Origin of the sequence: Kitasatospora sp. MAA4, assembly GCF_029893355.1 — a bacterium.
Classification (GTDB): Bacteria; Actinomycetota; Actinomycetes; order Streptomycetales; family Streptomycetaceae; genus Kitasatospora.
This window is the reverse complement of the sequence record NZ_JARZAI010000013.1, coordinates 206,450-220,594: the sequence shown is the minus strand read 5'-3', so window position 1 is coordinate 220,594 and position 14,145 is coordinate 206,450. Positions and strand designations below refer to the sequence as shown.

General features: G+C 70.5%; 12 protein-coding genes. All 12 read left to right on the top strand.

The window, feature by feature from the left end; translation table 11 throughout:
- Positions 1–95 precede the first annotated feature (95 nt).
- Positions 96–3,002, top strand: coding sequence for an excinuclease ABC subunit UvrA (uvrA, locus tag P3T37_RS19420; RefSeq protein WP_280724982.1), 2,907 nt, complete (start codon positions 96–98; stop codon positions 3,000–3,002).
- A gap of 101 nt (positions 3,003–3,103) precedes the next feature.
- Positions 3,104–3,559, top strand: a complete 456-nt coding sequence (locus tag P3T37_RS19415) for a Rieske (2Fe-2S) protein (protein ID WP_280724981.1) — start codon at positions 3,104–3,106, stop codon at positions 3,557–3,559.
- Between the two features lie 76 nt (positions 3,560–3,635).
- Entirely contained in the window at positions 3,636–5,681 is a 2,046-nt protein-coding gene (gene uvrC, locus P3T37_RS19410) for an excinuclease ABC subunit UvrC (protein WP_280724980.1), read from the top strand.
- A 65-nt stretch (positions 5,682–5,746) separates the two neighbouring features.
- A complete protein-coding gene (gene rapZ / locus P3T37_RS19405) occupies positions 5,747–6,625 on the top strand; it encodes an RNase adapter RapZ (RefSeq protein ID WP_280725009.1) in 879 nt (292 codons plus the stop codon).
- 136 nt (positions 6,626–6,761) lie between these two features.
- Positions 6,762–7,733, top strand: coding sequence for a uridine diphosphate-N-acetylglucosamine-binding protein YvcK (gene yvcK, locus P3T37_RS19400; protein WP_280725008.1), 972 nt, complete (start codon positions 6,762–6,764; stop codon positions 7,731–7,733).
- On the top strand, positions 7,724–8,704 hold the full coding sequence (gene whiA, locus P3T37_RS19395) for a DNA-binding protein WhiA (RefSeq protein WP_280668784.1): 981 nt from the start codon (positions 7,724–7,726) through the stop codon (positions 8,702–8,704). Before yvcK ends, whiA begins: the two co-directional genes overlap by 10 nt.
- A 276-nt stretch (positions 8,705–8,980) precedes the next feature.
- A complete protein-coding gene (gene gap / locus P3T37_RS19390; protein WP_280724979.1) occupies positions 8,981–9,985 on the top strand; it encodes a type I glyceraldehyde-3-phosphate dehydrogenase in 1,005 nt (334 codons plus the stop codon).
- Between the two features lie 147 nt (positions 9,986–10,132).
- Positions 10,133–11,341, top strand: a complete 1,209-nt coding sequence (locus P3T37_RS19385; protein ID WP_280724978.1) for a phosphoglycerate kinase — start codon at positions 10,133–10,135, stop codon at positions 11,339–11,341.
- A gap of 4 nt (positions 11,342–11,345) precedes the next feature.
- On the top strand, positions 11,346–12,131 hold the full coding sequence (gene tpiA, locus P3T37_RS19380; protein WP_280724977.1) for a triose-phosphate isomerase: 786 nt from the start codon (positions 11,346–11,348) through the stop codon (positions 12,129–12,131).
- Between the two features lie 96 nt (positions 12,132–12,227).
- Positions 12,228–12,464, top strand: a complete 237-nt coding sequence (secG, locus tag P3T37_RS19375; protein WP_280724976.1) for a preprotein translocase subunit SecG — start codon at positions 12,228–12,230, stop codon at positions 12,462–12,464.
- Positions 12,465–12,647: 183 nt separating this feature from the next.
- Positions 12,648–12,983 carry an RNA polymerase-binding protein RbpA gene (locus P3T37_RS19370; protein WP_280724975.1) on the top strand — a complete coding sequence of 112 codons (336 nt, stop codon included), beginning with the start codon at positions 12,648–12,650 and terminating at the stop codon, positions 12,981–12,983.
- Between the two features lie 105 nt (positions 12,984–13,088).
- Positions 13,089–14,093 carry an ABC transporter permease subunit gene (locus tag P3T37_RS19365; protein ID WP_280724974.1) on the top strand — a complete coding sequence of 335 codons (1,005 nt, stop codon included), beginning with the start codon at positions 13,089–13,091 and terminating at the stop codon, positions 14,091–14,093.
- Positions 14,094–14,145 lie beyond the last annotated feature (52 nt).

The following is a 14,145-nucleotide window of genomic DNA, read 5'->3' as shown; positions in this document are numbered from 1 at the left end:
GAAGCCGGAGGAAGCTGGCAGAAGCCGGAAGAAAACCCCCCATCTCGCTCGTTACCCTCCCAGCAGCCCATTCCCGGAGAAAGGCGCCAGTAGCAGTGGCCGACCGCCTCATCGTCCGCGGTGCTCGCGAGCACAACCTCAAGAACGTCTCGCTCGACCTGCCCCGGGACTCCCTCATCGTCTTCACTGGGCTGTCGGGGTCCGGCAAGTCCTCGCTGGCCTTCGACACGATCTTCGCCGAGGGCCAGCGCCGCTACGTCGAGTCGCTGTCCTCCTACGCCCGGCAGTTCCTGGGCCAGATGGACAAGCCCGACGTGGACTTCATCGAGGGCCTCTCCCCGGCCGTCTCGATCGACCAGAAGTCCACCAACCGCAACCCGCGCTCCACGGTCGGCACGATCACCGAGGTGTACGACTACCTGCGGCTGCTCTTCGCCCGGATCGGCGAGCCGCACTGCCCGCACTGCGGCCGCCCGATCGCCCGGCAGTCGCCGCAGGCCATCGTGGACCGGGTGCTCGAACTCGCCGAGGGCACCCGCTTCCAGGTGCTCAGCCCGGTGGTGCGCGAGCGCAAGGGCGAGTTCGTGGAGCTCTTCGCCGACCTCCAGTCCAAGGGCTACGCCCGCGCCCGGGTGGACGGCGCGACGATCCAGCTGACCGAGCCGCCCAAGCTCAAGAAGCAGGAGAAGCACACCATCGAGGTGGTCATCGACCGCCTCACCGTCAAGGAGAGCGCCAAGCGCCGGCTGACCGACTCGGTCGAGACGGCCCTCAAGCTGGCCGGCGGCATGGTGGTGCTGGACTTCGTCGACCTGCCGGACGACGACCCCGAGCGCGAGCGGATGTTCTCCGAGCACCTCTACTGCCCGTACGACGACGTGTCGTTCGAGGAGTTGGAGCCGCGCTCGTTCTCCTTCAACTCGCCGTTCGGCGCCTGCCCCGAGTGCAGCGGCCTGGGCGCCCGGATGGAGGTGGACCCGGAGCTGGTCGTCCCCGACGAGGAGAAGTCGCTGGACGAGGGCGCCATCCACCCCTGGTCCGGCGGCCACATGCGGGAGTACTTCGGCCGGTTGATCACCGCGCTCTCCGCCGAACTGGGCTTCCGCACCGACATCCCGTGGGCCGGGCTGCCGGCCCGGGCCAAGAAGGCGCTGCTCTACGGGCACAAGGCGCAGGTCGAGGTGCGCTACAACAACCGCTACGGGCGCGAGCGTTCGTACGTCACCGGGTTCGAGGGCGTGATCCCGTTCGTCCAGCGCCGGCACACCGAGGCGGAGACGGACAGCAGCCGCGAGCGCTTCGAGGGCTACATGCGCGAGGTGCCCTGCCCGGCCTGCCAGGGCACCCGGCTCAAGCCGGTGGTGCTCGCGGTCACCGTGCAGGGCAAGTCGATCGCCGAGGTCGCGGCGATGTCGATCAGCGACTGCGCCGACTTCCTGGGCGCGATGAAGCTCAAGGCGCGGGACAAGCAGATCGCCGAGCGGGTGCTGAAGGAGGTCAACGAGCGGCTGCGGTTCCTGGTCGACGTCGGCCTGGACTACCTCTCGCTGAACCGCGCGGCCGGCACCCTCTCCGGGGGCGAGGCCCAGCGGATCCGGCTCGCCACCCAGATCGGCTCCGGCCTGGTCGGCGTGCTCTACGTGCTGGACGAGCCCTCGATCGGCCTGCACCAGCGCGACAACCACCGCCTGATCGAGACCCTGGTCCGGCTGCGGGACATCGGCAACACCCTGATTGTCGTGGAGCACGACGAGGACACCATCAAGATGGCCGACTGGGTGGTCGACATCGGCCCGGGCGCCGGCGAGCACGGCGGCAAGGTGGTGCACTCCGGCTCGCTCAAGGAGCTGCTGCACAACAAGGAGTCGCTGACCGGCCAGTACCTCTCCGGCAAGCGCTCGATCCCGATCCCCGAGGTCCGACGACCGCGTGACAAGAAGCGCCAGATCGTCGTGCACGGCGCCCGCGAGCACAACCTGCAGGACGTCACCGTCGGGTTCCCGCTCGGCGTCTTCACGGCGATCACCGGTGTCTCCGGCTCCGGCAAGTCCACCCTGGTCAACGACATCCTCTACACCCACCTGGCCCGCGAGTTGAACGGCGCGCGCAGCGTGCCCGGGCGGCACACCCGGGTCACCGGGACGGACCTGGTGGACAAGGTGGTGCACGTCGACCAGTCGCCGATCGGCCGCACCCCGCGCTCCAACCCGGCCACCTACACCGGGGTGTTCGACCACGTGCGGCGGCTCTTCGCGGAGACCGTGGAGGCGAAGGTGCGCGGGTACCTGCCCGGCCGCTTCTCCTTCAACGTCAAGGGCGGGCGCTGCGAGAACTGTTCGGGCGACGGCACGATCAAGATCGAGATGAACTTCCTGCCCGACGTCTACGTCCCGTGCGAGGTCTGCCACGGTGCGCGGTACAACCGGGAGACCCTGGAGGTGCACTTCAAGGGCAAGTCGATCGCCGACGTGCTCAACATGCCGATCGAGGAGGGCCTGGAGTTCTTCGAGGCCGTCCCCGCGATCGCCCGGCACCTGCGCACGCTGAACGAGGTCGGCCTCGGCTACGTCCGGCTCGGCCAGAGCGCGCCGACCCTCTCCGGCGGCGAGGCGCAGCGCGTCAAGCTCGCCTCGGAGCTGCAGAAGCGTTCCACCGGGCGGACCGTCTACGTGCTCGACGAGCCCACCACCGGCCTGCACTTCGAGGACATCAGCAAGCTGATCAAGGTGCTGACCGGTCTGGTCGACAAGGGCAACACGGTGATCGTCATCGAGCACAACCTCGACGTGATCAAGACCGCCGACTGGGTCGTGGACATGGGCCCCGAGGGCGGCAACGGCGGCGGCATGGTGGTCGCCGAGGGCTCGCCGGAGGAGATCGCCGCCGTCACCGCCAGCCACACCGGCAAGTTCCTGCGGGACATCCTGGGCGACCGGGTGACGGACGAGGCGCCGGTCCCGGCGCCCCGGGCGGCCCGCAAGCGCGCGGTGGTCAAGAAGTAGGCGTGCGGCCCGGGGGCGGCGTGCAAGCGCGCCCCCGGGCTCATGCAGCGTGGTTAGACTGCGGGCCGACCATCCGTCGTCTCGCATTCCAGGAGCGCATCGTGTCCGAGGCCGCCGACCGCCCCGCCACCACCCGCCGCACCCTTCTCTGCGGCGCCGCTGTGCTCGCCGCAGGCGGTGCCACGCTCGGTGTGGCCGGCTGCTCCAGCTCCGGCGGGTCCGGCGCCGGCGGCTCGACCGACGCCCAGTCCACGGCGAAGGCCACCCCGGTCACGGTCGGCGCGGTGGCGGACGTGCCGGTCGGCGGCGGCAAGGTCTACCGGGACCAGAAGATCGTGGTCACCCAGCCGACCGCCGGGCAGTACAAGAGCTTCAGTGCCACCTGCACCCACGCGGGCTGCCTGGTCGACCAGGTGGCCAACAACGTGATCCAGTGCCCGTGCCACGGCAGCAGGTTCAACATCACCGACGGCTCCGTCGCGGACGGCCCCGCGCCGACCCCGCTGCCGGAGTACCAGGTCACCGTGACGAACGGCGCATTCCAGGTCACCACCTGACCTGCGGGTGTCCCCTCCGGGCGGTGGCGCAGAGCGCTAGGGTTTGCGGTGTCACAGCCGCACGAGGGGGACCGACATGGCTGACCCGTCCACCTACCGTCCGGCACCCGGGGCGATTCCCATCTCGCCCGGGGTGTACCGGTTCCGGGACGCCCACGGCCGGGTGATCTACGTCGGCAAGGCGAAGAGCCTGCGCCCGCGGCTCTCCTCGTACTTCCAGGACATCGCGAACCTGCACCCGCGCACCGCGACGATGGTCACCACCGCGGCCTCGGTGGAGTGGACGGTGGTCGGCACCGAGGTCGAGGCGCTCCAGCTGGAGTACTCCTGGATCAAGGAGTACGACCCGCGCTTCAACGTGAAGTACCGCGACGACAAGAGCTACCCGGAGCTCGCGGTCACCCTCAACGAGGAGTTCCCCCGGGTCCAGGTGATGCGCGGGGCGCACAAGAAGGGCGTGCGCTACTTCGGCCCGTACGGGCACGCCTGGGCGATCCGCGAGACCGTCGACCTGCTGCTGCGGGTCTTCCCGGTGCGCACCTGCTCCAACGGCGTCTTCAAGCGCGCCCAGCAGGTCGGCCGGCCCTGCCTGCTGGGCTACATCGGCAAGTGCGCGGCCCCCTGCGTCGGCCGGGTCTCGCCGCAGGAGCACCTGGAGCTGGCCGAGGAGTTCTGCGACTTCATGGCCGGGCGCACGGGCAACCACCTGCGCCGTCTGGAGGACGGCATGCGCGAGGCGGCGGCCGAACTGGAGTACGAGAAGGCGGCCCGGCTGCGCGACGACATCGAGGCGCTCAAGCGCGCGATGGAGAAGAACGCCGTGGTGCTCGCCGACGGCACCGACGCCGACCTGCTGGCCCTGGCCGAGGACGAGCTGGAGGCCGCCGTCCAGATCTTCCACGTCCGCGGCGGCAGGGTGCGCGGCCAGCGCGGCTGGGTCACTGACAAGGTCGAGGACGTGGACACCGCGGCCCTGGTCGAGCACGCCCTCCAGCAGCTCTACGGCGGCACCGCCGAGTCCGTCCCGCGCGAGGTGCTGGTGCCCGCGCTGCCCGAGCCCGTCGCCCCGGTCCGCGAGTGGCTGGCCGGCCTGCGCGGCGCCCAGGTCGACCTGAGGATCCCTCAGCGCGGCGACAAGAAGGACCTGATGGCCACCGTGCAGCGCAACGCCCAGCAGGCGCTGGCGCTGCACAAGACCAAGCGCGCCTCGGACCTGACGACCCGTAGCCGGGCCCTTCAGGAGATCGCCGACGCGCTGGAACTCGACTCCGTCCCGCTGCGCATCGAGTGCTTCGACATCTCGCACCTCCAGGGTGACGACGTGGTGGCCTCGATGGTGGTCTTCGAGGACGGCCTGGCCCGCAAGAGCGAGTACCGCCGCTTCCAGATCAAGGGTCTTGCCGAAGGCGAGCAGATCTCACGCAGCGAAGGACAGGACGACGTCCGCTCGATGCACGAGGTGATCAGCCGGCGGTTCCGCCGCTACCTCCAGGAGCGCGAGCAGACCGGCGAGTGGGCGGTGCCCGAGGAGGAGGATCCCGCTCCGAACGGCCCGGTCGACCCCGAGACGGGCCGCCCGCGCCGCTTCGCCTACCCGCCCCAGCTGCTGGTGGTCGACGGCGGGCAGCCGCAGGTCGCCGCCGCCCGCCGGGCGCTGGACGAGCTGGGCATCGACGACGTCGCGCTCTGCGGGCTGGCCAAGCGGCTGGAGGAGGTCTGGCTCCCCGGCCAGGACGACCCGGTCGTGCTGCCGCGCAGCAGCGAGGGCCTCTACCTGCTCCAGCGGGTCCGCGACGAGGCGCACCGCTTCGCGATCACCTACCAGCGCAGCAAGCGCGCCAAGCGGTTCACCAGCGGCGGGCTGGACGCGGTGCCGGGGCTCGGCGAGACCCGGCGCACCGCGCTGCTCAAGCACTTCGGCTCGGTCAAGAAGCTGCGCGCCGCCACGGTCGAGGAGATCTGCGAGGTCCCGGGGATCGGTCGGCGCACTGCGGAGACTGTTGTCGCGGCGTTGTCCTCCCGTCCATCTCCGGCATTCGCGGTGAACACCGCGACGGGCGAGATCATGGAAGACAGCGCCGATCGGCTGGAAGAAGGCCGGCAGAACCCGGAGACACCGTGACGGCCGGGGGCCGAGCGCGTTCTCCACTGGTAGAGAAGCACTGAGAGCGGGGAATCGAAGTGACAGTGTCCGATGTGGGAGAAACCGCCCCGGAGCTGGTGATCATCTCCGGCATGTCCGGAGCCGGCCGCAGCACCGCGGCCAAGTGCCTGGAGGACCTCGGCTGGTTCGTCGTCGACAACCTGCCGCCGGCCCTCATCCCCACCATGGTCGACCTCGGCGCCCGCTCGCAGGGCGCGGTCGCCAGGATCGGTGTGGTGGTCGACGTCCGCGGCCGGCAGTTCTTCGACGATCTGCGGGCCTCGCTGGAGGAGTTGGAGAAGCGCGGGATCCGGCTGCGGGTGGTCTACCTGGAGTCCTCCGAGGCCGCGCTGGTGCGCCGCTTCGAGAGTGTGCGGCGGCCGCACCCGTTGCAGGGCGACGGCCGGATCGTGGACGGCATCGCCCAGGAGCGCGACCTGCTGCGCGAACTGCGCGGCGAGGCCGACCTGGTGATCGACACCTCCGACCTCAACGTCCACCAGCTGCGGGCCAAGCTGGACGCCCAGTTCGCCGACCGGGACGAGCCCGAGCTGCGCGCCACCGTGATGTCCTTCGGCTTCAAGTACGGGCTGCCGGTCGACGCCGACCTGGTGGTGGACTGTCGCTTCCTGCCCAATCCGCACTGGGTTCCGGAGCTGCGGGCCCGAACCGGCACGGACAGCGACGTCGCCGACTACGTGTTCCAGCAGCCCGGGGCCAAGGAGTTCCTGGACGGCTACGCTGAGCTGCTGCGAATTGTCACGGAGGGTTACCGCAGGGAGGGCAAGCGGTACATGACGCTTGCCGTAGGCTGCACCGGTGGCAAGCATCGCAGCGTGGCCATGTCGGAGCGGTTGACCAAGCGTCTGATCGCCGATGGCGTGGAAACGGTGCTGGTGCACCGCGATATGGGACGGGAGTGACGGCGGGCCTGCACCGCCGGCAGTAGAGAAACGTGGGGTAGGTGTGACGGGATACTCGCCAGGGCGGCAGCTCCAGCACAAGGCCGCCGAGCGGGGCTCCCCGGGCGCAGCGAAGTCACGCGGCACTGCCCCGAAGATCACCGCACTGGGCGGCGGGCAGGGCCTGTCGGCCTCCCTCTCCGCCCTGCGCCGGCTCACCAGCGACCTCACCGCCGTGGTCACCGTCGCCGACGACGGTGGCTCCAGCGGCCGGCTGCGCGCCGAGCTGGGCGTGCTGCCGCCGGGGGACCTGCGCAAGGCGCTGGCCGCGCTGTGCGGCGACGACGACTGGGGCCGCACCTGGTCCGAGGTCATCCAGCAGCGCTTCACCGGCACCGGTGAGCTGGGCGGGCACGCCGTGGGCAACCTGCTGATCGTGGCGCTCTGGGAGAAGCTCGGCGACCCGGTCGCCGCGCTGGAGTGGGTCGGGCGGCTGCTCAACGTGCAGGGCCGGGTGCTGCCGATGTCGGCCGTCCCGCTGGACATCGAGGCCATGGTGCGCGGGCACGACCCGGCCCGCCCGGGCGAGCTCACCGCCGTGCGCGGCCAGGCCGACGTGGCGGTCACCCCCGGCACCGTCCAGTCCGTGCGGCTGCTGCCCGAGGAGCCGCCGGCCGTTCCGGAGGCCGTCTCGGCGGTGCTGGAGGCGGACTGGGTGGTGCTCGGACCCGGTTCCTGGTTCACCAGCGTGCTGCCGCACCTGCTGGTGCCCGAGCTGGCGAAGGCGCTGACCCAGACCAAGGCCCGGCGCCTGCTCACCCTCAACCTCGCCCCCCAGCCGGGCGAGACCGAGGGCTTCACCCCGCAGCGCCACCTGGAGGTGATCGCCGACCACGCTCCCGAGCTCGTGGTGGATGCCATCCTGGTGGACGAGCGCGCGGTGACCGGCGGCGCCTTCGGGGTGGCCGACCTGGCCGGCCTGGAGAAGGCCGCCGGGCGGATGGGCGCGGCGCTGGTGTTGGACCAGGTGGCGGCGTCCGACGGCACGGCGCGACACGACCCGGAGCTTCTGGCCGCGGCGTACGACCGGATTTTCCGGACACATGGAAGGATCGGCCCATGGCGATGACGGCAGCGGTGAAGGACGAGATCAGCCGGCTCCCTGTCACCCGGGCCTGCTGCCGCAAGGCTGAGGTATCGGCGATCCTGCGATTCGCGGGCGGACTCCACATTGTGAGTGGCCGCATCGTGATCGAGGCGGAGCTGGACACCGGCGTTGCGGCGCGACGGCTGCGCAAGGACCTGCTGGAGATCTTCGGGCACTCCTCGGATCTGGTGGTGATGGCCCCCAGCGGCCTGCGGCGCGGCAGTCGGTACGTGGTCCGTGTGGTGAAGGACGGCGAACTGCTGGCCCGGCAGACGGGCCTGGTGGACGGGCGAGGACGCCCGATCCGGGGGCTGCCCCCGGCGGTGGTCTCCGGCGCGACCTGCGACGCGGAGGCGGCCTGGCGCGGGGCCTTCCTGGCGCACGGCTCGCTGACCGAGCCGGGCAGGTCCTCCTCGCTGGAGATCACCTGCCCCGGCTCCGAGGCGGCCCTCGCGCTGGTCGGCGCGGCCCGCCGGCTGGGCATCCCGGCCAAGGCCCGCGAGGTGCGCGGCGCGGACCGGGTGGTGATCCGGGACGGCGACGCGATCGGCGCCCTGCTGACCCGGCTCGGCGCGCACGAGTCGGTGCTGGCCTGGGAGGAGCGCCGGCTGCGCCGCGAGGTGCGGGCCACCGCCAACCGGCTGGCCAACTTCGACGACGCCAACCTGCGCCGCTCGGCCCGCGCGGCCGTCGCGGCCGGGGCCCGGGTGCAGCGGGCGCTGGAGATCCTCGGCGACGAGGTCCCCGAGCACCTCGCCGCGGCCGGCCAGCTGCGGATGCAGCACAAGCAGGCCTCGCTGGAGGAGCTGGGCGCGCTCGCCGATCCGCCGCTCACCAAGGACGCGGTGGCCGGGCGGATCCGCCGGCTGCTGGCGATGGCGGACAAGCGCGCCTCCGAGCTCGGCCTGCCGAGCACCGAGGCGAATCTCACCGAGGAGATGGCGCTCAGCTGAGGCGTTCGTCGCGTATCCTGCGCCGCCCCGGACTCCGCGGAGTCCGGGGCGGCGCTTTTCTCGCTCCGCCGAGCCGTTTCCGCGCCCGCTGCCAACTGCCGTACGCGGGTGGTGAGCCGGCTCGCGCAGGTGCCCGGAACCGCGCCACGCCAAGGCTTCGGGGCTGGACAGGATGTGCCCCCTCCTGCGCGGGAGAGGTAGGGTCACTGGTGGTCGGGGACATCCCTTTTCCACCCCGTCGGCATAGCCCGGCGTAGCTCAGAGGAGATCGGTTTCGTGACGATCCGGGTAGGCATCAACGGATTCGGCCGCATCGGCCGCAACTTCTTCCGTGCGGTCAAGGCTCAGGGCGCGGACATCGAGATCGTCGGTGTCAACGACCTGACGGACACCAAGACCCTGGCTCACCTGCTCAAGTACGACTCGATCCTTGGCACCTTCCAGGGCGAGATCAGCCACACCGCTGACAGCATCACGGTCGACGGCAAGACCTTCAAGGTCATCGCCGAGCGTGACCCGGCCAACCTTCCCTGGGCCGAGCTCGGCGCCGACGTCGTGATCGAGTCCACCGGTATCTTCACCAGCGCCGACGCTGCAAAGAAGCACGTCACCGCCGGTGCCAAGAAGGTCATCATCTCCGCGCCGGCCACCGGCGAGGACATCACCATCGTCATGGGTGTCAACGACGACAAGTATGACGCCGCGAAGCACACCATCATCTCCAACGCGTCCTGCACCACGAACTGCGTGGCGCCGCTGGCCAAGGTGCTGCTGGAGAACTTCGGCATCGTCAAGGGCATGATGACGACGGTGCACGCGTTCACGAACGACCAGGTCACGCTGGACTTCCCGCACAAGGACCTGCGCCGTGCCCGTGCCGCGTCGCTGAACATCATCCCGACCTCGACGGGTGCCGCCAAGGCCACCGCGCTGGTCCTGCCGGAGCTCAAGGGCAAGCTGGACGGCACCTCGCTGCGCGTCCCGGTCCCGACCGGTTCGATCACCGACCTCGTGGTGACCCTGGAGCGCGAGGTGACCATCGAGGAGGTCAACGCCGCCTTCCAGAAGGCGTCCGAGAGCAGCCTCAAGGGCATCCTGCAGTACACCGAGGACCCGATCGTCTCCTCCGACATCGTGAACTCGCCGTTCTCCACGATCTTCGACTCGCTGATGACCATGGTCCAGGGCGACCAGGTCAAGGTCTTCGGCTGGTACGACAACGAGTGGGGCTACTCGAACCGCCTCGTCAACCTGACCACGCTCGTCGGTGGCCAGCTCTGACGCAGCGGGAGCTGACGTGATGTGAGGACCGGGGCCCGTACGGCGCACGACTCGCCGTGCGGGCCCCGGGGCCTGCCCACCCTCTCCCTTCGGCGGCCCGGAGCAGTGCCGCTACGAGCGCCACCCCCCTTCCAGGAGAACGAAATCGTGAAGACCATCGACGAACTCGGTGCTGTGGACGGCAAGCGGGTCTTCGTCCGCGCCGACCTCAACGTGCCGCTCTCGGGCGACACCATCACCGACGACGGCCGGATCCGCGCCGTCGCCCCGACGATCGCCAAGCTGCTGGAGCGTGGCGCCAAGGTGATCGTCGCCTCGCACCTCGGCCGTCCCAAGGGTGAGCCGGACCCGCAGTTCTCGCTCGCGCCGGTGGCCGTCCGCCTCGGCGAGATCCTCGGCAAGCCGGTGGCCTTCGCCACCGACACCGTGGGCGACAGCGCGAAGGCCACCGTCGCCGCCCTGGCCGACGGCGAGGTCACGCTGCTGGAGAACCTGCGCTTCAATGCGGGTGAGACGAGCAAGGACGACGCGGAGCGTGGCGCCTTCGCCGACCAGCTCGCCGCCCTGGCCGACCTCTACGTGGGCGACGGCTTCGGTGCGGTGCACCGCAAGCACGCCTCGGTCTACGACCTGCCAGCCCGCCTGCCGCACGCCGTCGGCGACCTGATCGCCACCGAGGTGGCCGTGCTCAAGCGGCTCACCGAGGAGGTGGCCCGCCCGTACGTGGTGGTGCTGGGCGGCTCGAAGGTCTCCGACAAGGTCGGCGTGATCGACAACCTGCTGGGCAAGGCCGACCGGATCCTGATCGGCGGCGGCATGGCGTACACCTTCCTCGCGGCCCAGGGCCACGAGGTCGGCATCTCGCTGCTGCAGAAGGACCAGATCCCGACCGTCCTGGAGTACCTGGAGCGGGCGAAGAAGAACGGCGTGGAGTTCGTCCTGCCGGTGGACATCGCGGTCTCCGCGACGTTCCCCGACCTGAAGACCAAGGCGCCGGTCGCGGACTTCGAGATCGTCGACGCCGACAAGATCCCCGCCGACAAGGAGGGCCTGGACATCGGCCCGAAGTCGCGCGCGCTCTTCGCCGAGAAGCTGGCCGACGCGGCCACCGTCTTCTGGAACGGCCCGGTCGGCGTCTTCGAGCACCCGGAGTTCGCCAACGGCACCAAGGCCGTCGCACAGGCGCTGCTGGCGACCGACGCGTTCACCGTGGTCGGCGGCGGGGACTCCGCCGCGGCCGTCCGCATCCTGGGCTTCGACGAGACGAAGTTCGGGCACATCTCGACCGGCGGTGGCGCGAGCCTGGAGTACCTGGAGGGCAAGACGCTCCCCGGTCTCGCCGCCCTGGAAGGCTGAGCAGATGACTGACCGCACCCCGCTGATGGCGGGCAACTGGAAGATGAACCTCAACCACCTCGAGGCCATCCAGCACACCCAGAAGCTGGCCTTCGCGCTGGCCGACAAGGACTACGACGCGGTCGAGGTCGCCGTCCTGGTCCCGTTCACCGACCTGCGCTCGGTGCAGACCCTGGTCGACGGCGACAAGCTGAAGATCAAGTACGGCTCGCAGGACATCTCGGCGCACGACTCCGGTGCCTACACCGGTGAGATCTCGGGCCCGATGCTGTCCAAGCTCAAGTGCACCTACGCGGTGATCGGCCACTCGGAGCGCCGCCAGTACCACGGCGAGAACGAGGAGATCGTCAACGCCAAGGTGAAGGCCGCCTACCGCAACGGGGTGGTGCCGATCCTGTGCATCGGCGAGCCGCTGGAGGTCCGCAAGGCCGGCACGCACGTCGCGCACACGCTGGCCCAGCTGGACGGCGCGCTGACCGCCGTCCCGGCCTCGGACGTCGAGCGGATCGTCGTCGCGTACGAGCCGGTCTGGGCGATCGGCACCGGCGAGGTGGCCACTCCGGAGGACGCGCAGGAGGTCTGCGCGGCGATCCGCGGCCGGCTGGCGGAGCTGTACTCGGCCGAGCTGGCCGACAAGGTCCGCGTGCTGTACGGCGGTTCGGTGAAGTCCTCCAGCGCGGCCGGCCTGATGGCCAAGCCCGACGTGGACGGCGCGCTGATCGGCGGGGCCTCCCTTGACGCCGACGAGTTCGTCAAGATCGTGCGTTACCGCGAGCAGGCAGTAGGCTAACGCCCTCACAGCAACGTAGTCTTTGGGGCCGGACCGCCTTTCGGGCGGCCCGGCCCCTCGCCCATGACCCAACCGTACGAGAGAGTTGGTCCCGCCGTGGTTCTCGGGTTCTCGATTGCCCTGATCATCTTCAGTCTGCTGATGATCCTCCTGGTGCTCCTGCACAAGGGGAAGGGCGGCGGCCTGTCCGACATGTTCGGCGGCGGCTCGATGTCCGCCGGCGGCGGCTCGGCCGTGGCGGAGCGCAACCTCGACCGCATCACCATCCTTGTGGGCCTCGGCTGGTTCGCCTGCATCGTGGTGCTCGGCCTGCTGATCAAGGTCAAGAGCTGACCCTTCCTCAGTCCCGGAGGCGGTGCGGACAGATCCTTATCCGCTCCGTACACTAGGACAACTTGCCAACACGGTCCGCAGCGGGCGGCCGGTCGGCGGGCGGATGTGGGGCCGGCCCTCGGGGCACGGTCGACAACACCTGGGCAGTCCCAGGCGGTATAGCGGCACGCAGGGAGTCAGACCGTGGCAAGTGGCAACGCCATCCGTGGCAGCAGGGTCGGGGCCGGCCCGATGGGTGAGGCGGAACGCGGCGAGTCCGCCCCCCGAAACCGGATCTCCTTCTGGTGCGCCAACAAGCACGAGACGCGCCCCAGCTTTGCCGCCGAGGCCGTCATCCCGGACACCTGGGACTGCCCGCGCTGTGGGTTCCCGGCCGGGCAGGACGAGGACAACCCGCCGGCGCCGTCCCGCAACGAGCCCTACAAGACGCACCTCGCGTACGTCCGCGAGCGCCGCAGCGACGCCGACGGCGAGGCGATCCTGGCCGAGGCGCTGGCCAAGCTGCGCGGCGAGATCTGACCGTCCCGAAAGTCCCCCCGTCAACGAGTTTGACGAGGGGACTTTTTTGGACCACCATTCCACTAAGTACTTAGTGGAATGGTGGTGCTGATGGGTGGGGACGGCATGATCGGGCAACACGTCGCGGTGGAGGCTATCGGCCTCGACGAGCGCACTCGGCTGCGTCCGCGCGGCCTCGGCTGGCTGGTGTGGCGCCAGCACCGGGCGCTGGTCTGGTTCTGGCTGGCCGCCGTCCTGGTGGCGGTCGTCGGATTCCCGTTCCTGCGCGGCGCGATGGTCTCCTACATCGACAGCCACCACATCGCCGGCTGTGCGGAGATCAGCAACGACCCGAACTGCCAGGGGGAGGCGGTGCAGGGGGCCGTCGACCGCTTCCGGATGACGTACGGCGATTCGCTCAAGGGCATCGGGTGGCTGCTGCGGCTGCTGCCGACCGTGCTCGGGGTGCTGGTCGGCGCGCCGCTGCTGGCACGCGAACTGGAGGGCGGGACCTGGCGGCTGGTGGCGACCCAGTCGTACTCCGCCCGGCGCTGGCTGGCGGCCAAGCTGCTGCGGGTCGGGCTGCTCTGCGCGCTGGGCTCCGCCGTGCTGGCGCTGCTCTTCCGCTGGGTCTGGCAGCCCTCGGCCAACGAGGTCTCGGGCATCTCCTGGTTCAGCACGAGCTTCGTGGCCTCCGGCGGCCCGCTGCTGGTCGCCGGCGTGCTGCTGGCCCTGGCGGTCGGGGTGGCCGCGGGCGCGCTGGTGCGCCGGGTGGTGCCGGCGATGGGCGCCACGCTGGCCGTGCTGGTGGCGCTTCAGGTCGCGCTCTCCAGCGTGCGGCCCTACCTGTGGCCGTGGCACACCGAGATCGTCCCGATGTCCGAACTGCCCAACAGCGTCTGGGGAATCGCCCAGGGCTACCTGCGGCCGGACGGCACCCGGCTGCCCTACGGCGACCCGTGCGGCGGCAACGACGTCGCCGGATGCGGGGCGGACGTACGCGAGTTCACCGACGTGCACCACGCGGCGGACTACTGGCCGCTGCAACTGGTCGAGTGCGGCATCTGCCTGGTGCTGGCCGCGGCGCTGGTCCTCTTCACGCTGCGCTGGAGTGCCCGCCGATTCGGCTGAGCCCGCATACGACGGTGGGGGTGGCGATCAACTCGCCACCCCCACCGTCGTG